We start from the raw sequence: 22490 nt of genomic DNA, 5'->3' as shown, positions 1-22490 counted from the left end.
CAGGCCTTGTGTCACACCCATCGCGCACGGGGTCCGCTCCTACAAAGTCAGCCCCTGCGTATATGCAAGGTCGGACCTTGTTTTTTGTCGATCCATCGCGCACGGGGTGCGCTCCTACGAAGTCAGACCCTGCGTATTTGCAAGGTCTGACCTTGTATTTTGTAGGAGCCCACCCCGTGGGCGAAAAAAACGGTGTGGGCTCTGCAGGATCAAACCACACCAAGTCGCCTGCAAGCACGGCCTGCATGACCCAGTTTCAACCCTTCTTGGCCACCAAGGTCAAGATGTCATAACTGGCCACCAGCTCGCCCAACTGGTTTGTCACCTCCACGTCCCAGGCGACCACGCCCTGGCCCACACCGTTGGCGTCTTTCTTGTTGCGGTCAATCTTGCGCTTGGCCGTCAGGCGGGCCTGGATGGTGTCGCCAATGCCCACGGGCTTGACGAAGCGCAGCGTGTCCAGACCGTAGTTGGCCAGCACCGGGCCGGGCGCAGGCGAGACGAACAAACCCGCAGCTGCAGACAGCACGAAGTAGCCGTGCGCGATGCGCTTGCCAAAAGGCGAATCCTTGGCGGCGATCTCGTCGAAGTGCATGTAGAAATAGTCGCCCGACAAACCACCAAAGGCCACGATGTCGGCCTCGCCCACGGTGCGGCGGTGGGTCAGCAGGCTCTCGCCAATTTGCAGGTCTTCGAAGTGGCGGCGGAAGGGGTGGACCTCGGTCTCGATCAGCTTGGCGCCGCGCATGTACTCGCCCGTGACGGCTGCGATCATGGTGGGTGAGCCCTGCAGCGCGGTGCGCTGCATCAGGTGCTTGACGGCGCGGATGCCGCCGAGTTCTTCACCGCCACCTGCGCGGCCGGGGCCTCCGTGCTTGAGCGGGGGCAGTGGCGAGCCGTGGCCGGTCGATTCGACCGCCGATTCGCGGTCCAGGATGTGCAGGCGGCCATGCAAGGCGGCTGCCACCGGGATCATGCGGGCCGCGATTTGCGGGTCTTTGGTGACCAGCGTGCCGACCAAGCTGCCTTGGCCGCGAGCGGCCAATTGCAGCGCTTCGTCGATGCCGTCATACGCCATGAGCGTGCTGACTGGACCAAAGGCTTCCACATCGTGCACGCTGTCGGTGTGCAAAGGCTTTTGGCACAGCAGCAGCGTGGGCTGGAAGAAAGCACCGCCTTCAACGCCCTGCCCCACGGGTTTGAAATCGGCACCGCCACCAAACACCAACTCGGCGCTTTGGCGCAGCAGGGCCACGCGCTCGGCCACGTCGGCCTGCTGCGAATGTGAAGCCAAGGCCCCCATCTTCACGCCTTCAACAGACGGATCGCCCACCACCACTTTGGCCAGGCGTGCCTTGAGTTTTTCAGCCACGGCGTCCAGATGCTGGCGCGGCACGATGGCGCGGCGGATCGCGGTGCACTTCTGGCCGGCTTTGACGGTCATCTCGCGGGCGACTTCTTTCACGAACAAATCAAACTCTTCGTCGTCGGGCGAGACATCGGGCGCGAGGATGGCGCAGTTGAGCGAATCGGCTTCGGCGTTGAACGGGATGCTGTGTTTGACCACATTGGGGTGCACACGCAGCATGGCGGCGGTGTCGGCCGAGCCGGTGAAGGTGACCACGTCCTGGCCGTTCAGGCGGTCCAGCAGGTCACCCGTGGAGCCGATCACCAGCTGGAGCGAACCGGCAGGCAAGATGCCCGATTGCTCCACCAAGCGCACCATGGCTTCGGTCAGGTAGCTGGTGGACGAAGCGGGTTTGCCGATGCAAGGCATGCCGGCCAAAAAGCTGGGCGCAAACTTTTCAAGCAAGCCCCAGATGGGGAAATTGAAGGCGTTGATGTGCACTGCAATGCCGCCACGCGGCACCAGGATGTGCGTGCCCGCAAAGCCGCCATTTTTACCGAGCGGAAAAGCCGGGCCTTCGTGGATCAGGTTGCCGCTGGGCAGTTCGTTGCTGCCGATGCCCGAATAGGCGAACAAGGTGCCTGCACCGCCTTCGATGTCCACCCAGCTGTCGGCGCGGGTGGCGCCCGTGTGGGCCGAGATGGCGTAGAGCTGCTCTTTGTGCTCACCGAGGTATTTGGCCAGGGCCTTGAGGCGCTGGGCGCGTTCCTGAAAGTCGAGTTTCAGCAAATTGGGCAGGCCCACGGTGCGGGCGTAGTGCACCGCGTCGCCAAAATCGATGGCTTCGGCGTGGGTTTGGTAGACGGTCTGGCCGTTGAGGGCGCTGCGCAGAGCTTGCGCGCCTTGCTGGCCGATCCACTGGCCACCGATAAAACTTTGCAGGACTTGGGACATGTGTGAGAGCTTTCTGAAAAGAACAAAGCTCGGTTGATCCGAATTAACCAACCGAGCGGTCGGTTAATTCTAGTCGGTTTGCTTGCCGCCATAAGCCCAACGAGACTGGGGTTTCCCCTTGTGTCCCTTACATGGACTGCTCTTAGCACTTGGCCCCTGCCATGCATCGGCCTTCAGCTGGAACATTAATCGATGGTGGCACCAGAGGCCTTGACGATTTTGGCCCAGCGCGGCAAATCTTCACGAACCAAGCTGGCAAACTGCTCTTGAGAGGTTTTGAAGGGCTCGCAGCCCACCGCCGCCAAGCGCTCCTGAACGTCTTTGGACTCCAGCGCTTTCGCAATTTCCGCATTGAGCTGGGCCACGATGGGTTTGGGAGTGCCCGCTGGGACAAACAGACCATACCAGGGCGTGGCACCAAAGCCCTTGAGGGTTTCACCCATGGTGGGTGCATCCGGCAAAGCGGGCAGGCGTTGCGGGTTGACGACGCCCAGGACTTTGATCTTGCCACTGCGGATAAAAGCAATTGAAGAAGGCAAACTCTGCACCGACACCTGAACTTGCCCTGCGATGAGATCCGTCACAGCCGCAGCAGAACCTTTGTAAGGCACATGCACCAGATCAATGCCTGCCGCCTTACCCAACATTTCACCGATCAGGTGGTTCAGCGTGCCGTTGCCCGCAGAACCGATGTTGATCTTGCCCGGTTGCTGTTTGGCCAAAGCAATCAATTCGGCGGTGCTTTTGGCCGGGAATGCCGGATGGGCGACCAGCACATAGCCAGCCGTGGCCACAGTGCCTACTGGTTCAAAGTCCTTGATCGGATCAAAACCCGTGATTTTGTAAAGCGATGGATTGATGACCATGGAGCTGTCAGCCGTGATCATCAGGGTATAGCCATCGGCCTTGGCACGCGCAACCGCCACGGTGCCCACGTTACCGCCCGCTCCGGTGCGGTTGTCCACCACGAAAGACTGGCTCATTTGCTCGGACAACTTTTGCGCGATGACGCGGGCAATGGCATCGTTGGCACCGCCGGCCGCTTGCGGCACCACCACCGTGACGGGTTTACTCGGATATTTGTCTTGCGAAAAGGCCAGACCGGTCAAAGCCAGTGACAAGGCCAGTGCCAGCAGGTTTCTGCGCTGATGTGTGCGTACTGTAGTCATGAAATTCTTCCTCGTAGGTCGCAGGCTCATTGGATCTGTCCGTGAAAGGACAGGCATTTCAGTTGGACAAGGGTGCAGGCGATTCGTTCATGGTTGCGTTGAGTCCGTTCATCCAAGGGCGTCGTCGTCAAGCACTGAGGAGGATCCGCTTTGCAGCCAGCGCTTCTATTGGAACCACAAGGCGAAAAAAAAGCACCTAGCGTTTCCGCTAAGTGCATTTTTGAGGCTTGTTTTGGTGGGCGATACATGGATCGAACATGTGACCCCTGCAGTGTGAATGCAGTGCTCTACCGCTGAGCTAATCGCCCCTCACTGCGTTGCAGCGAAGACCTCAATTATGGCATGAAAATTTACGCTCTTTGGGGCCTGCCTGAAAAATTTGAAGCAATTTTCAGGCGCAGGCCAATTGTCGCCAAACAGTCTTGCCCCCACTGGACTTGTCCAACTGGGCAAGCACCTCATCATGCGCCGCCAGCTCTTGGGCATTGGCGGGCAATACGGGCAATACAAAGGTGGTCAAGTCGACTTGAACCATCACTTGCTGAGCATCGTTGGGCGTACTGTCCCCAACATCCATCAGCAAGGCCTCTTGCCCACGGGTCATGTTGATGTAGACATCGGCCAGCAACTCGGCGTCGAGCAAAGCGCCGTGCAGTGTGCGCCCGGAGTTGTCGACTTCGAGGCGGTCACACAGCGAGTCGAGGCTGTTGCGCTTGCCGGGGAACATTTCCTTGGCCATGGCCAAGGTGTCGATCACGCCGCTGACATAGGCCTTCAAAGGCTTTTTGCCAACGCGTTCGAGTTCCTTGTTCAGAAAGCCGATGTCAAAAGCCGCGTTGTGGATGATCAGTTCCGCATCGGCCAGGTAATCCAGAATTTCATCGGCCAGCTGTGCAAACTTGGGCTTGTCGCGCAAAAACTCGTTGCTGATGCCGTGCACCTTGAGGGCGTCTTCGTGGCTGTCGCGCTCGGGGTTGAAATAGAAATGCAAGTTGTTGCCCGTGAGCTTGCGGGCGTACAGCTCCACACAACCGAGCTCGATGATGCGGTCACCACCTTCGGCCGACAGGCCGGTGGTTTCGGTGTCCAGAACGATTTGACGCATGGCTTGCAGCTCCGGCTCAGTGCAGTTCTTTGGCGTGGTTGATGGTGTAGCGCGGGATCTCGATGACCAGATCGCTCTTGGCCACAAAGGCCTGGCAGCTCAGGCGCGAATTGGGCTCCAGGCCCCAGGCGCGATCGAGCAGGTCTTCCTCGGTTTCTTCCATCTCGTTGAGCGTCTTGAAGCCTTCGCGCACCACCACATGGCAAGTGGTACAGGCTGCGCTCATGTCGCAGGCGTGCTCGATGTTGATGTGGTTGTCGAGCAGCGCTTCGCAGATGCTGGTGCCCGAAGGCGCGGTGATCTCGGCACCTTGGGGGCAATACTCAGCGTGGGGCAGGATTTTGATGACGGGCATAAGAGTCTTCTCAATTCAGGGCAGGTCGGGCTTTTACAAGGCCTGGATGTTTTGACCGGCCAGGGCTTTCTGGATGCTGTGGTTCATGCGCTCAGCGGCAAAGGCTTCGGTGCCTTTGGCCAATGCCTGGGTGCAGTCTTCCAGCGCCTTGGCGTCTTGTTCGGTTTGCACGGCGGCTTGCAATGTGGCCATGAGTGCGTCGATGGCGCTGCGCTCTGACGCTTGCAGCAAATCGCCGTCGGCTGCCAAGGCGCTGCGGGTGGCCAGCAGCATGCGGTCGGCGTCCACACGCGCCTCGACCAAGGCACGCGCCTTCATGTCGGCTTGCGCAGTGGTGAAGCTTTCTTGCAGCATGGTGGCGATTTGGTCGTCGCTCAGGCCATACGAGGGCTTGACGTCGATGCGCGCCTCTACACCGCTGATTTGTTCTTTGGCACCCACGTTCAGCAGACCATCGGCATCCACCGTGAAGGTGACGCGGATGCGGGCGGCACCAGCGGCCATGGGCGGGATGCCACGCAGCTCAAAGCGGGCCAGGCTGCGGCAGTCTTGCACCAGGTCGCGCTCGCCCTGCACCACATGCAACGCGAGGGCCGTCTGGCCGTCTTGGTAAGTGGTGAAGTCTTGCGCCATGGCGGTGGGGATGGTCTGGTTACGCGGGATGATGCGCTCCACCAGACCGCCCATGGTCTCGATGCCCAACGACAGTGGAATCACGTCGAGCAACAACAACTCGCCTGCGGCGTTGTTGCCCGCCAGCTGGTTGGCCTGGATGGCCGCGCCCAAAGCGACGACTTCGTCGGGGTTGAGGTTGTTGAGCGGGGCTTGACCAAAAAAGTCAGCCACAGCCTGCTGGATTTGCGGCATGCGGGTGGAGCCGCCCACCATGACCACGCCTTGCACATCGTCTTTGGACAGCTGCGCATCGCGCAGGGCTTTGCGCACGGCGGTGACGCAGCGGGCCGTCAGGGCTTGGGTGGCTTGCTCGAAATCAGCGCGGCTGAGCTGCACCGACAAAGCGCCAGTGGACAGGGCCACATTCAGGCTGGCCGAGTCTGCGCTGGTCAAGGCTTCTTTGGCCGCACGGGCCGCTGCTTTGAGCCGTGTTTTGTCTTCGGCCGTGGCGGCTTGCAAGCCAGGCTGCTGAGCCATCGCGAAGTCGGCCAAGGCCTGGTCGTAATCGTCGCCGCCCAGGGCCGAATCGCCACCTGTGGACAGCACTTCGAACACGCCTTGCGTGAGGCGCAGGATCGAAATATCGAAGGTGCCGCCGCCCAAATCGAACACGGCGTAAACGCCTTCGCTCGCGTTGTCGAGGCCATAGGCAATCGCGGCAGCCGTGGGTTCGTTGATCAGGCGCAGCACATTCAGGCCAGCCAATTGCGCGGCGTCTTTGGTGGCCTGGCGCTGGGCGTCGTCAAAGTAGGCGGGCACGGTGATGACGGCGCCGTAAAGGTCGTCGTTGAAGGTGTCTTCGGCGCGGTAACGCAGGGTGGCCAAAATCTCGGCACTCACCTCCACGGGCGACTTGGGGCCTTGCACCGTCTGGATGCTGAGCATGCCACCCTTCGCTGTGCCTTCGCTGGCGGTGAACTCATACGGCAGCTTGCTGCGGTCGGCGATGTCGTTCAGGCCACGGCCCATGAAGCGCTTGACCGAGGCGATGGTGTTGACCGGGTCGGACGCAGCAGAGTGCACGGCGTCGAAACCGATCTGGCGGCCTTGGCCCGGCATGAAGCGCACGACAGAAGGCAGGATCACCCGGCCATCGTCGTCGGGCAAGCACTCGGCCACGCCGCTGCGCACCGAAGCCACCAGCGAATGCGTGGTGCCCAGGTCAATGCCCACCGCGATGCGGCGTTGGTGCGGGTCGGGCGACTGGCCCGGTTCGGAAATCTGCAGTAAGGCCATGGTCAATCGGGAAAATTCATGTCAATCGGTCGAGTTTAGCGTTCACTTCTTGCGTGAAGCGCTCGATGAACATCAGCGCCCTCACCTGCCCCACGGCTTGCAGAGGGTCTTGCACCTCGTCGAGCAAGCGGGCCAGTTCTTGCTGCACACGGCGCTGCTCGGCAGACACTTCATCCGCCAGCGCTTCCAATCCTTGAGCGGATTCGGTGTCGTCGAGGTTTTCACGCCACTCCATCTGCTGCATGAGGAACGCTGCAGGCATGGCGGTGTTGTTTTCGGCTTGCACTGGCGCGCCACGCAGCTCGCACAAATAGGCGGCGCGTTTGAGCGGGTCTTTGAGCCTTTGATACGCCTCGTTGATGCGCACCGACCACTGCATGGCCACGCGCTGGGCGGCGGCGCCTTCGGCGGCAAAACGGTCAGGGTGGGCTTCGCGCTGCAGGGCTTTCCAACGGGCGTCGAGCTGTGCGCGGTCCTGCGCGAAGCGCGCTGGCACGTCAAACAGCTCGAAGTCGTTGGCTTGCAGCGAGATCACACGCAAAAACTCACAGTCGACTTCAAACGCGGCTTAAACGCGAAACGACTCACCGCAACCGCAGCGGTCACGCTCGTTGGGGTTGTTGAAGCGAAAGCCCTCGTTCAGGCCTTCGCGCACGAAGTCGAGCTCGGTGCCATCGATGTAGGCCAGGCTTTTCGGGTCCACCAGCACCTTGACGCCGTGGCCTTCAAAGACCACGTCTTCCGGCGCAATCTCGTCCACGTATTCGAGCTTGTAGGCCAGGCCCGAGCATCCCGTGGTCTTGACCCCCAGGCGCACACCGACACCCGAGCCACGCTTGGCCAGGTACCGGGTCACATGCCGAGCTGCGGCAGCAGACAGTGAGATGGCCATGTCAGTTCAGGTGTTTCTTTTTGTAGTCGTCCACAGCCGCCTTGATGGCGTCTTCGGCCAAGATGGAGCAGTGGATTTTGACGGGGGGCAGCGCCAGCTCTTCGGCAATTTGGCTGTTCTTCAGGGCCGCTGCTTCGTCCAGCGTCTTGCCCTTGACCCACTCGGTCACGAGTGAGCTGGAAGCGATGGCCGAGCCGCAACCGTAGGTTTTGAAACGTGCGTCTTCGATCACGCCGGTTGTTGGGTTGACCTTGATCTGCAGCTTCATCACGTCGCCGCAAGCCGGTGCACCGACCATGCCGGTGCCCACGCTGTCGTCGCCCTTGTCAAAAGAGCCGACGTTGCGGGGGTTTTCGTAGTGGTCAACCACTTTTTCAGAATATGCCATGGTGTTTTCTCCGTATTCAGGTCAGTGTGAACTCAGTGGGCCGCCCACTGGATGGTGCTCAGATCGATGCCGTCTTTGTGCATTTCCCAAAGGGGACTCAAGTCACGCAGCTTGGCCACATTCTCACGGATGGTCTGGATCGCGTAGTCGATGTCTTCTTCGGTGGTCCAGCGGCCAATCGTCATGCGCAGGCTGCTGTGGGCCAGCTCGTCGCTGCGGCCCAGGGCACGCAGCACATAGCTGGGCTCCAGGCTGGCCGAGGTGCAGGCAGAACCGGACGACACCGCCAAGCCCTTGATGCCCATGATGAGCGACTCGCCTTCAACAAAGTTGAAGCTCATGTTGATGTTGTGCGGCACGCGCTGCGTGGCGTGGCCGTTCAAAAACACCTGCTCCATGTCGCTCAGGCCGTTGATCAAACGGTCGTGTAGCGCACGCGCTTTGGCGTTGTCTTGAGCCATTTCCAGTTTGGCAATGCGGAACGCTTCGCCCATGCCCACGCACTGGTGGGTGGGCAAGGTGCCCGAGCGCATGCCGCGCTCGTGACCGCCGCCGTGCATTTGCGCTTCGAGGCGAATGCGGGGCTTGCGGCGCACATACAAAGCGCCGATGCCTTTGGGGCCATAGGTTTTGTGCGAGGCCAGGCTCATCAAATCGATGGGCAGCTGGGTCATGTCGATCTCGACCTTGCCCGTGGCTTGGGCCGCATCGACGTGGAAGATGATGCCTTTTTCGCGGCACAGGTTGCCAATCGCGGTCACGTCTTGGATCACGCCGATTTCGTTGTTCACGAACATCACGCTGATCAGGATGGTGTCGGGGCGAATCGCGGCCTTGAGCGCGTCCATGTTGAGCAAGCCATCGGCCTGCACATCGAGGTAGGTGACTTCAAAACCCTGACGCTCGAGCTCGCGCATGGTGTCGAGCACTGCTTTGTGCTCGGTCTTGACGGTGATCAGGTGCTTGCCGCGTGACTTGTAGAAATGCGCTGCGCCCTTGATGGCGAGGTTGTTGGATTCGGTCGCGCCGCTGGTCCAGACGATTTCGCGCGGGTCGGCACCGATCAGGTCGGCCACTTGCTCGCGGGCGGTTTCAACGGCGGCTTCGGCTTCCCAGCCCCAGGCGTGGCTGCGGGATGCGGGGTTGCCAAAGTGCTCGCGCAACCAGGGGATGATGGCGTCCACCACGCGGGGATCACAAGGGTTGGTCGCGCCGTAGTCAAGGTAAATGGGGAAGTGGGGCGTGGTCATGGTCGGGTCTTCTTTTCAATCAGGATTTGGCAAACACGTTGCCCAGGTCGAACACAGAATTGGGGCCGGTCAGGCGGATGGGTTGGCTCATCGGCATCGGGGCAATCGCACGCTTGATGCTGGGTTTGTTTTCGACCACCAGGCCTTTGGCCAGTTGGTCGTCCACCAGCTTTTGCAGGGACACGGAGTCGAGAAACTCGACCATTTTGGAATTCAGCGAAGCCCACAGGTCGTGCGTCATGCAGCGGCCATCGCCGCCGTTGCAGTTTTCCTTGCCGCCGCAGTGGGTGGCGTCGATGGGCTCATCGACTGACAAGATGATGTCGGCCACGGTGATGTCGGTCGATTTGCGGCCTAGGGTGTAGCCTCCGCCGGGGCCACGGGTGGACTCAACCAGGTTGTGGCGGCGCAGCTTGCCAAACAACTGCTCCAGATAAGACAGTGAAATCTGTTGGCGCTGGCTGATGGCGGCCAAAGTCACGGGGCCGGCGTCTTGGCGCAAGGCCAAGTCGATCATGGCGGTGACGGCGAAACGGCCTTTGGTGGTTAAACGCATGGCAGACTCCTGAAGTGGGTGGGGGCTTGGTCTTGGCCCCGCCGAAGCGGGTTCCCGACTAAACAAGTCAAGTATAAACCAATCCCGATCAAAACACTCGGGTTATAGGGTCATTCACTGAGTTCTTAAGCCCGGATCAGCGGCACGATGTGGTCGCCGCCTGTCGCCCCAAACGCCTGCTCTTTCAGGATGGTCAACTGGTCTCGCACCTGGGCGGCTTTTTCGAACTCCAGATTGCGGGCGTGCTCCATCATCTGCTTTTCCAGCTGCTTGATGGCGCGGGCGATGTCTTTCTCGCTCATGTCCTCGACCTTGGCCTTTTGCATGGCCGCTTGTTCCAGGCGTTCGGCTTCCTTGCCCGATTTTTCGCTATACACGCCGTCGATCAGGTCTTTGACCTTTTTCACAATGCTCTTGGGCGTGATGCCCATGGCCTCGTTGTGCGCCAATTGTTTGATGCGCCTGCGCTCGGTCTCGCCCATGGCTTTTTTCATGGACTCGGTGATGCGGTCGGCGTACAAAATCGCCCGGCCGTTCAGGTTGCGCGCTGCGCGGCCAATGGTCTGGATCAGGCTGCGCTCGGCACGCAAGAAACCTTCTTTGTCGGCATCCAAAATAGCGACCAGCGACACCTCGGGAATATCCAAGCCCTCGCGCAGCAAGTTGATGCCCACCAGCACATCAAAAGCGCCCAGGCGCAGGTCCCGCAAAATTTCGACCCGCTCCACCGTGTCCACGTCGCTGTGTAAATAGCGCACCTTCACACCGTTGTCGCTCAGGTAATCGGTCAGCTGCTCGGCCATGCGTTTGGTGAGGGTGGTGATCAGCACGCGCTCGTGCTTTTCGACCCGAATGCGGATTTCCTGCAGCACATCGTCCACTTGGTGCGTGGCGGGGCGGACCTCGACCTGCGGGTCCACCAGGCCCGTGGGGCGCACCACCTGCTCGACCACTTTGCCCGAATGCGTCTTTTCATAATCAGCGGGAGTGGCCGAGACGAAGATGCATTGGCGCATGCGCTTTTCAAACTCTTCGAACTTGAGCGGGCGGTTGTCCAGCGCGCTGGGCAGGCGAAAACCGTATTCGACCAGCGTGGTCTTGCGGGCCTTATCGCCGTTGTACATGGCGTTGAGCTGGCCAATCATCTGGTGGCTTTCGTCCAGAAACATGATGGCGTCGGGTGGCATGTAGTCGGTCAGGGTGCTGGGCGGGTCGCCGGGGGCCGCGCCCGACAAATGGCGGGTGTAGTTCTCGATGCCTTTGCAGTGACCCACTTCGGACAGCATTTCCAGATCAAAACGGGTGCGTTGCTCCAGGCGCTGCGCCTCAACCAATTTGCCCATGCCTACCAGTTCTTTCAGGCGTTGGGCCAGCTCGACCTTGATAGTCTCCACCGCCGCCAAGACCTTGTCGCGGGGCGTGACGTAATGGCTAGATGGATAGACCGTGAAACGCGGGATCTTCTGGCGTATGCGGCCGGTGAGTGGATCAAACAGCTGCAGGCTTTCGATCTCGTCGTCGAACAACTCAATGCGGATGGCCAACTCCGAGTGTTCTGCCGGGAACACGTCGATCGTGTCGCCGCGTACCCGGAACTTGCCGCGTGAAAACTCCATGTCATTGCGCTGGTATTGCATGCGGATCAGCTGCGCAATCACGTCACGCTGGCCCAGCTTGTCGCCCGTGCGCAGCGTCATGATCATGCGGTGGTAGCTCTCGGGCTCACCAATGCCGTAGATGGCCGACACCGTGGCCACGATCACCACATCGCGACGCTCCATGATGCTTTTGGTGCAAGACAGCCGCATCTGCTCGATGTGCTCGTTGATCGCGCTGTCTTTTTCAATGAACAGGTCCCGCTGGGGCACATAGGCCTCGGGCTGGTAATAGTCGTAGTAGCTGACGAAATACTCCACCGCGTTCTTGGGAAAGAACTCCCGGAACTCGCTGTACAGCTGCGCGGCCAATGTTTTGTTGGGCGCAAACACGATGGCGGGCCGCCCCAGCTGGGCGATCACATTGGCCATGGTGAAGGTCTTGCCCGAACCGGTCACACCCAGCAGGGTCTGAAAAACCTCGCCGTCGTGCACGCCTTCGACCAGTTGCTCAATGGCCACGGGCTGGTCGCCTGCGGGCGGGTAAGGCTGGTAGAGCTCAAACGGGGAGCCCGGGTAGCTGATGAACTTTCCCTCAGCGTACTTGTCCGCATCAGACACAACTTCAACAACGGAGGCTTCGGGCACGGTGGACATCTTTGTAGGGACCGCCTGGCCAAACCAGACGGCGGGGGCCGTTAAAATAAGGGACAACCCGAAAGCCTAACCGAGGAACGGGTTTTCTGCCACCACTGAACACAATCCAAGGACTTTCCATGTCTCTGTTTTCCGCCGTCGAAATGGCCCCCCGCGACCCGATCCTGGGTCTGAACGAGCAATTCAACGCCGACACCAACCCCAACAAAGTGAACCTGGGTGTGGGCGTGTACTTCGACGACAACGGCAAACTGCCCCTGCTGCAATGCGTGCAAGCGGCCGAAAAAACCATGATGGCCACCCCCACTGCGCGTGGTTACCTGCCCATCGACGGCATCGTGGCCTATGACAACGCCGTCAAGGCGCTGGTGTTTGGTGCTGAATCCGACGTGGTCAAGTCTGGCCGTGTGTCTACAGTGCAGGCCATTGGCGGCACGGGCGGCCTGAAAATCGGCGCTGACTTTCTGAAAAAAGTCAGCCCCAAGGCCAAAGTCATGATCTCCGACCCCAGCTGGGAAAACCACCGCGCCATCTTCATCAACGCGGGTTTTGAAGTCGAGAGCTACACCTACTACGACGCGGCCAAGCGCGGTGTGAACTTCGAGGGCATGTTGGCCAGCCTGAACGCGGCCGAGCCCGGCACCATCGTCGTGCTGCACGCCTGCTGCCACAACCCCACGGGTTACGACATCACCGACGCCCAGTGGGACCAGGTCATTGCGATGGTCAAGGCCAAGAGCCTGACCGCATTCCTGGACATGGCCTACCAAGGCTTTGGCCACGGCATTGCCGAAGACGGCGCGGTGATCGGTAAGTTTGTGGCGGCCGGCCTGAACATCTTCGTGTCGACTTCTTTCTCGAAGAGCTTCAGCCTGTACGGCGAGCGCGTGGGTGCCCTGTCGGTGGTGGCCTCTGACAAGGAAGAAGCCTCACGCGTGCTGTCGCAACTCAAGATCGCCATCCGCACCAACTACTCCAACCCGCCCATCCACGGCGGTGCGGTGGTGGCGGCTGTGCTGAACAACCCCGAGCTGCGGGCTCAGTGGGAAAGCGAATTGGCCGAAATGCGCGTGCGCATCAAGGCCATGCGCCAAAAGTTGGTCGACGGCCTCAAAGCTGCAGGCGTCCAGCAAGACATGAGCTTCATCACCAGCCAGATCGGCATGTTCAGCTATTCGGGCCTCACCAAAGACCAGATGGTGCGTCTGCGCAGCGAGTTCGGCGTGTATGGCACCGACACCGGCCGCATGTGCGTGGCGGCGCTCAACAGCAAGAATATCGACTACGTGTGCGCCTCAATCGCCAAAGTTGTCTAATTTGACACCTTCCGAAACTGACATTCGGCTTGCAACCGCCCCTGACGGGGCGGTTTCTTTTTGGTCGGTCAAGAAGGTGACTCCCAATTAGGGGGACTACTCAAAAAATACACGATCAAGTCCTGTAGGATTGCTGCACCGCACCATTTCACGGCCAAGCCGCAAGGGAAACTGTTACATGCTCTACCAGATCTTCGAAACTCAACGCTCGATCATGGAACCCTTTTCTGATCTGGCGCAGGCTGCTGCCAAGCTTTACAGCAACCCGCTGAGCCCGATTTCTCAGACCCCCCTGGCACAACGTGTGTCTGCGGGTTATGCGCTGATGCACCGTCTGGGCAAAGACTACGAAAAACCCGAATTCGGCATCAAAACCGTCAAGGTCAACAACACCGATGTCGCCATTCATGAGCGCATTGAAATTGACAAACCCTTTTGCGAACTGCGCCGTTTCAAGCGATTTTCGGACGATCCGGCTACCCTGACCCAGCTCAAGACGCAACCCGTTGTCCTGATCGTGGCCCCCTTGTCCGGCCACTACGCCACCTTGCTGCGGGACACCGTGCGCACCATGCTGCAAGACCACAAGGTCTACATCACCGATTGGAAAAACGCCCGTTTGGTGCCCCTTTCTGACGGCGAATTTCACCTGGACGACTACATCAACTACGTGCAGGAATTCATCCGCCACCTGCAATCCATTTATGGCAATTGCCACATCGTGAGCGTTTGTCAGCCCACTGTGCCCGTCATGGCCGCCGTCTCGCTGATGGCCAGCCGTGGCGAAAAAACCCCATTGACCATGACCATGATGGGCGGCCCCATCGATGCGCGCAAGTCGCCGACATCGGTCAACAACCTGGCCACCAACAAGAGCTTTGAGTGGTTCGAGAACAATGTGATCTACCGCGTTCCGGCCAACTTCCCGGGCGCGGGTCGCCGCGTGTACCCCGGCTTCCTCCAGTACACCGGTTTTGTGGCCATGAACCCCGACCGCCACGCCAACAGCCACTACGACTACTTCAAGGACCTGATCAAGGGAGATGACGCGAGCGCCGAAGCCCACCGCAAGTTCTATGACGAGTACAACGCGGTGCTGGACATGGACGCCGATTACTACCTGGAAACCATCCAGACCGTGTTCCAGGATTTCAAACTGGTTAACGGCACCTGGGATGTCAAAGGTGTGGACGGCAAGATCGAGCGCGTGCGCCCGCAAGACATCAAGGGCACGGCCCTGATGACCGTGGAAGGCGAGCTGGACGACATTTCTGGCTCGGGCCAAACGCGCGCTGCACAAGACATGTGCACGGGAGTGGCCGCCAACGATCGCTTGCACCTGGAAGTGCCAGGAGCGGGTCACTACGGCATTTTCAGCGGCAGCCGCTGGCGCTCGCTGGTTTACCCGCAAGTGCTGAACTTCATCAAAAGCCGCGAACCCCAAGCCAAAGCACAAGCCGCTGTGAGTGCTGCGCCCGCATCCGCATCCGCAAGCCCTGCACAAGCCAAAGCCAAAACCCCTGTTTCGGCAAAAACAGTGCCAGCTCCTTCCAAAGTGGCGGTGAAACCTGCCGAGAAAGTGGCAGCCAAACCTGCGGCTCAGGCTGCCACCCGTGCCAGCAAAGCCACCACAGCAAAGGCAACACCGGTCAAAGCTAAAGCTGCAGCCAACAAGGCAGCGCCCACGGCCAAGCCCACGACAGGCGTGAAAACGACCTGGGTTGCCCCCAAGAAAAAAGCCTGAGGCCCATGCCTAACTTGCCCCGAACAGCGCCTGAGACCCAGGCGCTTTTCTTATTGCTCAACGATGCCCTGCCCCAAACCCAGTGCACGCGTTGCGGCTTTCCAGACTGCGCCAGTTATGCCCGGGCCATGGCCGAGGGACGAGCGACCATCAATCAATGCCCGCCGGGCGGACAAGAAGGCATAAAGCGGTTGGCTGCTTTGACAGGACAAACCAACGTGCCCTTGAACACCAATCACGGCATCGAAGGCCCACGCCATGTTGCCATCATCGACGAGGCCTGGTGCATCGGCTGCACCCTGTGCATCAAGGCCTGCCCGACCGATGCAATTTTGGGCGCCAACAAGCTCATGCACACAGTGATTGAGCCGTGGTGCACAGGCTGCGAACTGTGCATCCCGGTCTGCCCGGTGGACTGCATCCAGCTGGAAAACGTGACCGACACGCGCACCGGCTGGGCCGCATGGTCTGCGCAAGAGGCCTTCACGGCCCGCACGCGTTTTGAGGCTCGCCAGCAACGCCTGCTGCGCGAAGATGCGGTCCATCAAAGCCAGCTTCAGGCCAAAGCCGAACATAAGCTGGCCGATCTGGCCGCACACACCAAGGGCACAGAAAACGCCCCCGAGGTGGACCGCAAACGCGCCATCATCGAAGCGGCGCTGGCCAAAGCAAAAGCCCGCCAGACCGGGGTCTAACGGGCTTTTTAAGTACATCGGACTCTGCGAGTGCCGACCTACAGACTACCTCGTCGGTCGGTGGTCGAAGACCCCGATGGCTGTTGATTTCAATGCGAAGCCGCCGCCAACGCCTCAAACGCCTTGACCACTTCGGGAGGTGCCTGCACCAACTCGATCAACACGCCCTCCCCGCCAATCGGAAACTCTTCATTCGCCTTGGGGTGCAAAAACGTGATGTCAAAACCGGCTGCGCCCTTGCGGATGCCCCCAGGCGCAAAGCGCACGCCTTGCGACGTGAGCCATTCGACAGCCACCGGCAGATCGTCGATCCACAAGCCGATGTGGTTCAGGGGCGTGGTGTGCACGGCGGGCTTTTTCTCGGGGTCCAGCGGCTGCATCAGGTCGACCTCGACCTTGAACGGGCCTGTGCCGATGGCGCAAATGTCTTCGTCCACGTTCTCGCGTTCGCTTTTGAAGGTGCCGCTCACTTCCAGGCCGAACATGTCGACCCAGAGTTTTTGCAGGCGGGTCTTGTCAGGCCCGCCGATGGCAATTTGCTGGACGCCCAGCACTTTGAAAGGACGCGTCATTTATTCAAACTCCACAATCATCTGGTCCACGGTGAGCGATTCGCCTTTGGCAGCGACCACCTTCTTCACAACGCCGTCTTGCGCGGCAAACAGCACGTTTTCCATCTTCATGGCTTCGATCACGGCCACACGCTCGCCGGCTTGCACCTTCTGGCCAGGCTGCACCGACACCTCGACCAAAAGGCCGGGCATAGGCGAAATCACATAGCGGCTCAGATCCGGTGGCGCCTTGAACGGCATGAGCTTGTGCAGCTCGGCCATGCGGGGCGACATCACCAGCGCTTCAATGCGGGTGCCGTTGTGCTGAACTTGCAGGGCCAGCGGGTTCTTGACCGTGCCGCGCTCGATCTGCGCTGTGAAAGGCTGGCCGTTGCAGGTGCCTTCGATGCGGATGTCGTTCAGGCGTGAATTGCTCTCGATCGCGTAGGTCTTGCCATCCACGGTGATCTGCGCCACGCCGGACTTGCCCAAGAACTCGTCCACATGCACTTGCACGTAGCGGTTGTTGCCGCCTTGGCCGAGTTCGACCACGGTGTAGTCCTGACCGACCTTGACGTCGTAACCGGGCAACTGGCCGCTCAGGTTGGCGGCGCGTTCACGCGACTTGCGGCGCACAAAGGCAGCCAATGCAGCCAAAAAGTCATGGTCATCGTGCGGCACATCTTCGGCACGGAAGCCTTGGGCGTAATGTTCGGCGATGAAGCCGGTGTTGAACTGCCCCGTCACGAACTTGGGGTGGGCCAGCAAAGCGGCCTGGAAGGGGATGTTGGAGCTGATGCCACGGATCACAAAGCCGTTCAAGGCTTCGCGCATCTTGGCGATGGCCTCATTGCGGTCTTTGCCGTGCACAATGAGTTTGGCAATCATCGAGTCGTAGAACATCGGGATCTCGCCGCCGTCCTGCACACCAGTGTCCACACGCACGCCTTGCAGGTCGGCGGTGTTGCCCTGGAACATGCTCTGCTTGGGCGTCTGGAAACGGACCAGACGACCCGTGGAGGGCAGGAAGTTGCGGAAGGGATCTTCGGCGTTGATGCGGCACTCGATGGCCCAGCCGTCGCGCTTGACGTCGGCCTGACCAAAGGCCAGCTTCTCACCAGCGGCCACGCGAATCATCTGCTCGACCAGGTCCAAGCCAGTGATGCACTCGGTCACCGGGTGCTCGACCTGCAGGCGGGTGTTCATCTCGAGGAAGTAGAAATCCTGGTCCTTGCCGACCACGAACTCGACCGTCCCGGCGGACTGGTACTTCACAGCCTTGGCCAGGGCCACGGCCTGTTCGCCCATGGCCTTGCGGGTGGCGTCCGAGATGAAGGGCGACGGGGCTTCCTCGATCACCTTCTGGTGGCGGCGCTGGATCGAGCATTCGCGCTCGTTCAGGTACACCACGTTGCCGTGGCTGTCGCCCAGGATCTGGATCTCGATGTGGCGGGGCTCGAGCACATATTTTTCGATGAACACACGGTCGTCACCAAAGCTGTTGCGCGCTTCGTTGCGGCAAGAGGTGAAGCCTTCAAAAGCTTCCTTGTCGTTGAAGGCCACGCGCAGCCCCTTGCCGCCCCCACCGGCCGAAGCCTTGATCATGACGGGGTAACCAATGCCCTTTGCGATCTCGACCGCCTGCTCGGCGGTGTCGATGGCGTCGTTGTAGCCAGGGATGGTGTTGACCTTGGCTTCATTGGCCAGCTTTTTGGAGGCGATCTTGTCGCCCATCGCCGCAATCGAATGGGCCTTGGGGCCGATGAAGGCGATGCCTTCGTCTTCGCAGCGCTTGGCAAATTCGGTGTTCTCGCTCAGGAAGCCGTAGCCGGGGTGAATGGCCTGGGCACCCGTGGCTTTGGCGGCGGCGATGATTTTTTCTGCGACCAGATACGACTCGCGCGAAGGCGCAGGGCCGAGCAAGACGGCTTCGCCCGCCAGTTGCACATGGCGAGCTTCTTTGTCGGCTTCGGAGTAAACGGCTACGGTTTGGATGCCCATTTTGTGGGCGGTGGCAATGACACGGCAGGCGATTTCGCCGCGGTTGGCAATCAGGATTTTGGTAAACATGATGAATTTCTAAATCGTCAATGGGTGGTTGAAATAAAGTTCCTGGGAATCACATGGCGACAGACACTTTTCTGGGACTGGTCATGACATAAGTCACCACCACCCCCAAAATGGCGCCTGCAAGCACTGCGGAAATCGTATGAGCGGATAAAAAAACACGTGTTGCCATGGTGGCAATCAAAATGGGCAACAAATACATCAAATGCCAAGCGCCATATCGTCTCCAGACAAAACCCAGCGCAGAACCAGCCATGGAAGAATGACCGGAAGGCACATTATGTCGCCCACCATTTGGACGTTCACCCAAGCGGGTTTGGCCAATATGCACGTCATTTTTCACGCGCTTGAGAAAATGCGTCGTCACGGTGGTGGCCAAACCCGAATACAACATTTGAGCCAAGCCGACTTTGTCATTCAGCAGCAATGGAATCATGACTTGCGCAGCAGTGGAAATAAATCTGCCGCGATTTTCGACCCACTGAACACCTTCTTCCAGAATGGTGTGCACATTTTCAACAGGCGTGCTCGTGGCATTGGCCAGCCAAAAACTCGATGACAACAAGGGCGTTTCATCACGGTAACTGGCAATATCGGAAGGAAAAATACCGCATGCCATGATGGTCACAAAGGCCACCACCATAAATCTCCGATGCATCGCCATAGATTTTTTGCATTCATTCCAAGCTTGTCGCCAGAACGAATTTTCAGTCTTGATGCTTGAATTCATTTCCTCTCCCCATGGTGATTAAAAATATCCTGGTCAGACAAATAAACACTGCCGCGCCCCCCCAAGACCCCCACCACACTGTGAAAAACCTGAAAATGTCCATTTTGCCAAATTTTATCTGCATGGTCATTGCTTTTGGCATCCAACCGTTTGGCATTGATGGTGAGTTTATTCGCCATGGATGGTGATCTCCAAACCAGGAATGGAATATCTTTTTGCTCGTTTGGTGCCACCATCTCCGGGGCGCCATGCAAATACCAGCCTCCCTCGCCCAAAGATTCACCATGATCCGACAAATACATCATGACAATATTTCTATTTTTTTTCTGCTCAAGAACACTTATTAATTTATTCAAAAAATGATCGGTATAGACAATGGTATTGTCGTAAGCATTTATCAATGAATCAGGGCTACAAGCTTTCAAATCCACAGAGTCACACACGGGCATAAATTTCGCAAACTGAGCGGGGTACTTGCTGTGGTATGAAGGCCCATGGCTGCCTGCCTGATGCAACACAATGAACTGCCTGGCATGCTCCGAATTGGAAATGTCTTGCTCCAGACCGGCCAGCAACGCTTCATCTTGATCGGGATTCAAACAAGTTGGCCCTTTGCACAACTGCGATAAATCTTTGCCACGTAAAACTTTAAAGTCAGCCAAAGCAGGCTCACCCCAATTGCGTGTGCGCCAAATGACCTCGACCTGACCTGATCTGTGCAAATAATTGGGAAGGATTTCAAACTTCAAATCATCTGCCGTCGGGTCGTGCGACAAAATACATTCCAAAGACCGACGGGTATAGGTCGAACACGCCTTGGCTTTGGGCATGATCAGTACATCTCGTTGAACGAGCATTGGATTTGTCTGGCGAGGATAGCCATACAACTGGAAATTTTTGACCCTGGCTGACTCCCCAATGACCAAAACCACTGTGATGGGCGTTTCAGGTTTTTCAGCCCAACTCAAATCGGGTAATTTTTCAAAACTTCTTTTTGCTTGTGCTTGACTTTGAAAATGGCGAAGTGAATTCAAGGTATACGACCAAGGCAAAAGCAAGCCGCCCACCACCTTCGAGTGTTTGTCAATCCACAGCCAAGCTGATGCGTTGTAGAAAACAATGCCCAAGCCTAAAACGCCTGCTATCACAAAATGGAGAAGGAATTTCAAACGTGTTTGTGCCCGCCACTGCACTTTTCGCACAACAAGCCAGCAAACAAGCAACGCAGCTGACACATACACCAACAACTTGGGATGAAACAATTCACCCGCTTCACCGCTGTGGGTCTTCCAGACATTGCCCATCATGGTGATATCCAGAATCACTTGATAAGTATCAATGGCATACAAAGCAATGGCATTGCAGATGATCATGGTCAGGGCCAAGGGCTTGATCAACCGAGTCGTCATCAAACCTGAAAACCCCAACAACAACCACATCAAAACACAGGACAAACTCAACAAAACCAGTTGAACGCCAATGCCCAAACTGCTGGAAAGTTCAATTTGCGATTGAACATACCTCAATAAAGGCCAATGGAATACCAGTCCATTGACAAAAGCAAAGCACCACACAAATACCGCAGGTGATATTTTGTATTCAGAAACGGAAAAATCACGCTGAGGTATTTTCATAGCCAAAAAACAGCAGTTTCAGTGGTGTACATGCCATCACAGCGGAATGTTCCCGTGCTTGCGCCAAGGGTTTTCAATCTTCTTGTCTTTGAGCATGACCAGCGACCGGGCAATGCGCTTGCGGGTTTCGTGCGGCTGGATCACGTCGTCAATGAAGCCACGGGCACCGGCCACAAAGGGGTTGGCAAAGCGGGCTTTGTATTCGGCTTCCTTGGCGGCCAGCTTTTCGGGGTCGCCCTTGTCTTCGCGGAAGATGATTTCCACCGCACCCTTGGCACCCATGACCGCGATTTCGGCGTTGGGCCAGGCAAAGTTCACGTCGCCGCGCAGGTGCTTGGAGGCCATCACGTCGTACGCGCCGCCATAGGCCTTGCGGGTGATGACGGTGATTTTCGGCACGGTGCACTCGGCGTACGCGTAGAGCAGCTTGGCACCGTGTTTGATGATGCCGCCGAACTCCTGGCTGGTGCCGGGCATGAAACCGGGCACGTCCACGAAGGTGATGACGGGGATGTTGAACGCATCACAGAAACGCACAAAGCGGGCAGCCTTGATGGAGCTCTTGATGTCGAGACATCCGGCCAGAACCAGTGGCTGGTTGGCCACGATGCCCACGGTCTGGCCGTCCACACGGGCAAAGCCGATCAGGATGTTCTTGGCGTAGTCGGGTTGCAGCTCAAAGAAATCGCCATCGTCCACGGTCTTGACGATGAGCTCTTTCATGTCATAGGCCTTGTTGGGGTTCTCGGGCACCAGGGTGTCCAAGCTCATGTCCATGCGGTCGGTCGGGTCACCGCTCTTGCGCACAGGGGCCTTTTCCTTGTTGTTGAGCGGCAGGTAGTTGTACAGGCGGCGCAGCATCAGCAACGCCTCCACGTCGTTCTCAAACGCCATGTCGGCCACACCGCTCTTGGTGGTGTGTGTCAGGGCGCCGCCCAACTCTTCGGCTGTGACTTCTTCATGCGTCACGGTCTTGACCACTTCGGGGCCGGTCACGAACATATATGACGTGTCCTTGACCATGAAGATGAAGTCGGTGAGCGCGGGGGAATACACCGCACCACCCGCCGATGGGCCCATGATCATGCTGATCTGGGGCACCACGCCGCTGGCCATCACGTTGCGCTGGAACACGTCGGCATAACCGCCCAATGACGCCACGCCTTCTTGAATGCGGGCACCGCCCGAATCGTTCAGGCCAATCACCGGCGCACCGACCTTCATGGCCTGGTCCATGATCTTGCAGATCTTCTCGGCGTGTGTCTCCGACAAAGCGCCGCCGTACACCGTGAAGTCCTGGCTGAACACAAAGACCAAGCGGCCATTGATCATGCCGTAGCCCGTCACCACGCCGTCGCCGGGAATCTTGTTGTCTTGCATGCCAAAGTCGGTGCAGCGGTGCTCCACGAACATGTCCCACTCTTCGAAGGTGCCTTCGTCGAGCAGCACTTCGATGCGCTCACGCGCAGTGAGCTTGCCTTTGGCGTGCTGCGCGTCGATGCGCTTTTGCCCGCCGCCCAAGCGGGCCGCAGCGCGCTTTTTTTCCAGTTGTTCAAGGATGTCTTGCATGGTG

At 58.7% G+C, this 22490-nt stretch carries 19 protein-coding genes and 1 tRNA gene; 3 read left to right on the top strand and 17 right to left on the bottom strand.

Annotated elements, in window-relative coordinates:
• Positions 1 to 256: 256 nt before the first annotated feature.
• The 12 genes from paaZ to uvrB form a co-directional block, all read right to left on the bottom strand.
• Positions 257 to 2302, bottom strand: coding sequence for a phenylacetic acid degradation bifunctional protein PaaZ (gene paaZ / locus AMM33_RS04945; RefSeq protein WP_090139277.1), 2046 nt, complete (start codon positions 2300 to 2302; stop codon positions 257 to 259).
• 185 nt (positions 2303 to 2487) lie between these two features.
• On the bottom strand, positions 2488 to 3471 hold the full coding sequence (locus AMM33_RS04940) for a Bug family tripartite tricarboxylate transporter substrate binding protein (RefSeq protein WP_090139276.1): 984 nt from the start codon (positions 3469 to 3471) through the stop codon (positions 2488 to 2490).
• 233 nt (positions 3472 to 3704) lie between these two features.
• Positions 3705 to 3779 (bottom strand) — tRNA-Val (locus AMM33_RS04935).
• 83 nt (positions 3780 to 3862) lie between these two features.
• The gene (dnaQ, locus tag AMM33_RS04930) at positions 3863 to 4576 is read right to left on the bottom strand and encodes a DNA polymerase III subunit epsilon (RefSeq protein ID WP_090139275.1); all 714 of its coding nucleotides are present in this window, start codon (positions 4574 to 4576) and stop codon (positions 3863 to 3865) included.
• Between the two features lie 16 nt (positions 4577 to 4592).
• The gene (gene fdx / locus AMM33_RS04925) at positions 4593 to 4931 is read right to left on the bottom strand and encodes an ISC system 2Fe-2S type ferredoxin (protein ID WP_090139274.1); all 339 of its coding nucleotides are present in this window, start codon (positions 4929 to 4931) and stop codon (positions 4593 to 4595) included.
• Positions 4932 to 4964: 33 nt separating this feature from the next.
• Positions 4965 to 6842, bottom strand: a complete 1878-nt coding sequence (hscA, locus tag AMM33_RS04920; protein ID WP_090139273.1) for a Fe-S protein assembly chaperone HscA — start codon at positions 6840 to 6842, stop codon at positions 4965 to 4967.
• 16 nt (positions 6843 to 6858) lie between these two features.
• Positions 6859 to 7374 (bottom strand): Fe-S protein assembly co-chaperone HscB, encoded by a 516-nt coding sequence (gene hscB, locus AMM33_RS04915; RefSeq protein ID WP_194945250.1) that lies wholly within the window; start codon positions 7372 to 7374, stop codon positions 6859 to 6861.
• A 36-nt stretch (positions 7375 to 7410) separates the two neighbouring features.
• Positions 7411 to 7734: an iron-sulfur cluster assembly protein IscA gene (gene iscA / locus AMM33_RS04910; protein WP_019425275.1), complete on the bottom strand. Its 324-nt coding sequence runs from the start codon at positions 7732 to 7734 to the stop codon at positions 7411 to 7413.
• Between the two features lies 1 nt (position 7735).
• Positions 7736 to 8122, bottom strand: a complete 387-nt coding sequence (iscU, locus tag AMM33_RS04905; protein ID WP_062405706.1) for a Fe-S cluster assembly scaffold IscU — start codon at positions 8120 to 8122, stop codon at positions 7736 to 7738.
• A gap of 32 nt (positions 8123 to 8154) precedes the next feature.
• Positions 8155 to 9372, bottom strand: coding sequence for an IscS subfamily cysteine desulfurase (locus AMM33_RS04900; RefSeq protein WP_090139272.1), 1218 nt, complete (start codon positions 9370 to 9372; stop codon positions 8155 to 8157).
• Between the two features lie 19 nt (positions 9373 to 9391).
• The gene (gene iscR, locus AMM33_RS04895) at positions 9392 to 9928 is read right to left on the bottom strand and encodes a Fe-S cluster assembly transcriptional regulator IscR (protein ID WP_090139271.1); all 537 of its coding nucleotides are present in this window, start codon (positions 9926 to 9928) and stop codon (positions 9392 to 9394) included.
• 125 nt (positions 9929 to 10053) lie between these two features.
• Positions 10054 to 12180, bottom strand: coding sequence for an excinuclease ABC subunit UvrB (uvrB, locus tag AMM33_RS04890; protein WP_228767967.1), 2127 nt, complete (start codon positions 12178 to 12180; stop codon positions 10054 to 10056).
• 119 nt (positions 12181 to 12299) lie between these two features.
• Here uvrB and AMM33_RS04885 point away from each other — a divergent pair, with 119 nt between their 5' ends.
• The 3 genes from AMM33_RS04885 (at position 12300) to rsxB (ending at position 15935) form a co-directional block, all read left to right on the top strand.
• Complete coding sequence (locus AMM33_RS04885; RefSeq protein WP_090139270.1) at positions 12300 to 13496, top strand: amino acid aminotransferase; 1197 nt, start codon at positions 12300 to 12302, stop codon at positions 13494 to 13496.
• Between the two features lie 178 nt (positions 13497 to 13674).
• Complete coding sequence (locus tag AMM33_RS04880) at positions 13675 to 15240, top strand: polyhydroxyalkanoate depolymerase (protein WP_090139269.1); 1566 nt, start codon at positions 13675 to 13677, stop codon at positions 15238 to 15240.
• Positions 15241 to 15245: 5 nt separating this feature from the next.
• Positions 15246 to 15935 (top strand): electron transport complex subunit RsxB, encoded by a 690-nt coding sequence (gene rsxB, locus AMM33_RS04875; protein ID WP_090139268.1) that lies wholly within the window; start codon positions 15246 to 15248, stop codon positions 15933 to 15935.
• Between the two features lie 89 nt (positions 15936 to 16024).
• Here rsxB and AMM33_RS04870 read toward each other — a convergent pair whose 3' ends face one another.
• From AMM33_RS04870 to AMM33_RS04850, 5 genes are read right to left on the bottom strand one after another with little or no spacing between them, the layout of a single operon-like run.
• The gene (locus AMM33_RS04870) at positions 16025 to 16507 is read right to left on the bottom strand and encodes a VOC family protein (protein ID WP_090139267.1); all 483 of its coding nucleotides are present in this window, start codon (positions 16505 to 16507) and stop codon (positions 16025 to 16027) included.
• Positions 16508 to 18556 (bottom strand): acetyl-CoA carboxylase biotin carboxylase subunit, encoded by a 2049-nt coding sequence (locus tag AMM33_RS04865; protein WP_090139266.1) that lies wholly within the window; start codon positions 18554 to 18556, stop codon positions 16508 to 16510. It lies immediately after the preceding gene.
• 49 nt (positions 18557 to 18605) lie between these two features.
• On the bottom strand, positions 18606 to 19283 hold the full coding sequence (locus AMM33_RS04860; RefSeq protein ID WP_090139265.1) for a phosphatase PAP2 family protein: 678 nt from the start codon (positions 19281 to 19283) through the stop codon (positions 18606 to 18608).
• Positions 19280 to 20917: a sulfatase-like hydrolase/transferase gene (locus AMM33_RS04855; RefSeq protein WP_090139264.1), complete on the bottom strand. Its 1638-nt coding sequence runs from the start codon at positions 20915 to 20917 to the stop codon at positions 19280 to 19282. The genes AMM33_RS04860 and AMM33_RS04855 overlap by 4 nt, the downstream gene beginning before the upstream one ends.
• 36 nt (positions 20918 to 20953) lie before the next feature.
• Positions 20954 to 22486: an acyl-CoA carboxylase subunit beta gene (locus tag AMM33_RS04850; protein ID WP_090139263.1), complete on the bottom strand. Its 1533-nt coding sequence runs from the start codon at positions 22484 to 22486 to the stop codon at positions 20954 to 20956.
• Between the last annotated feature and the right edge of the window lie 4 nt (positions 22487 to 22490).

Source organism: Limnohabitans sp. DM1, from assembly GCF_001269385.1.
GTDB lineage: Bacteria > Pseudomonadota > Gammaproteobacteria > Burkholderiales > Burkholderiaceae_C > Limnohabitans_A.
Note: the sequence above shows the minus strand (reverse complement) of the source record. Positions and strands in the feature narration are given on the sequence as shown.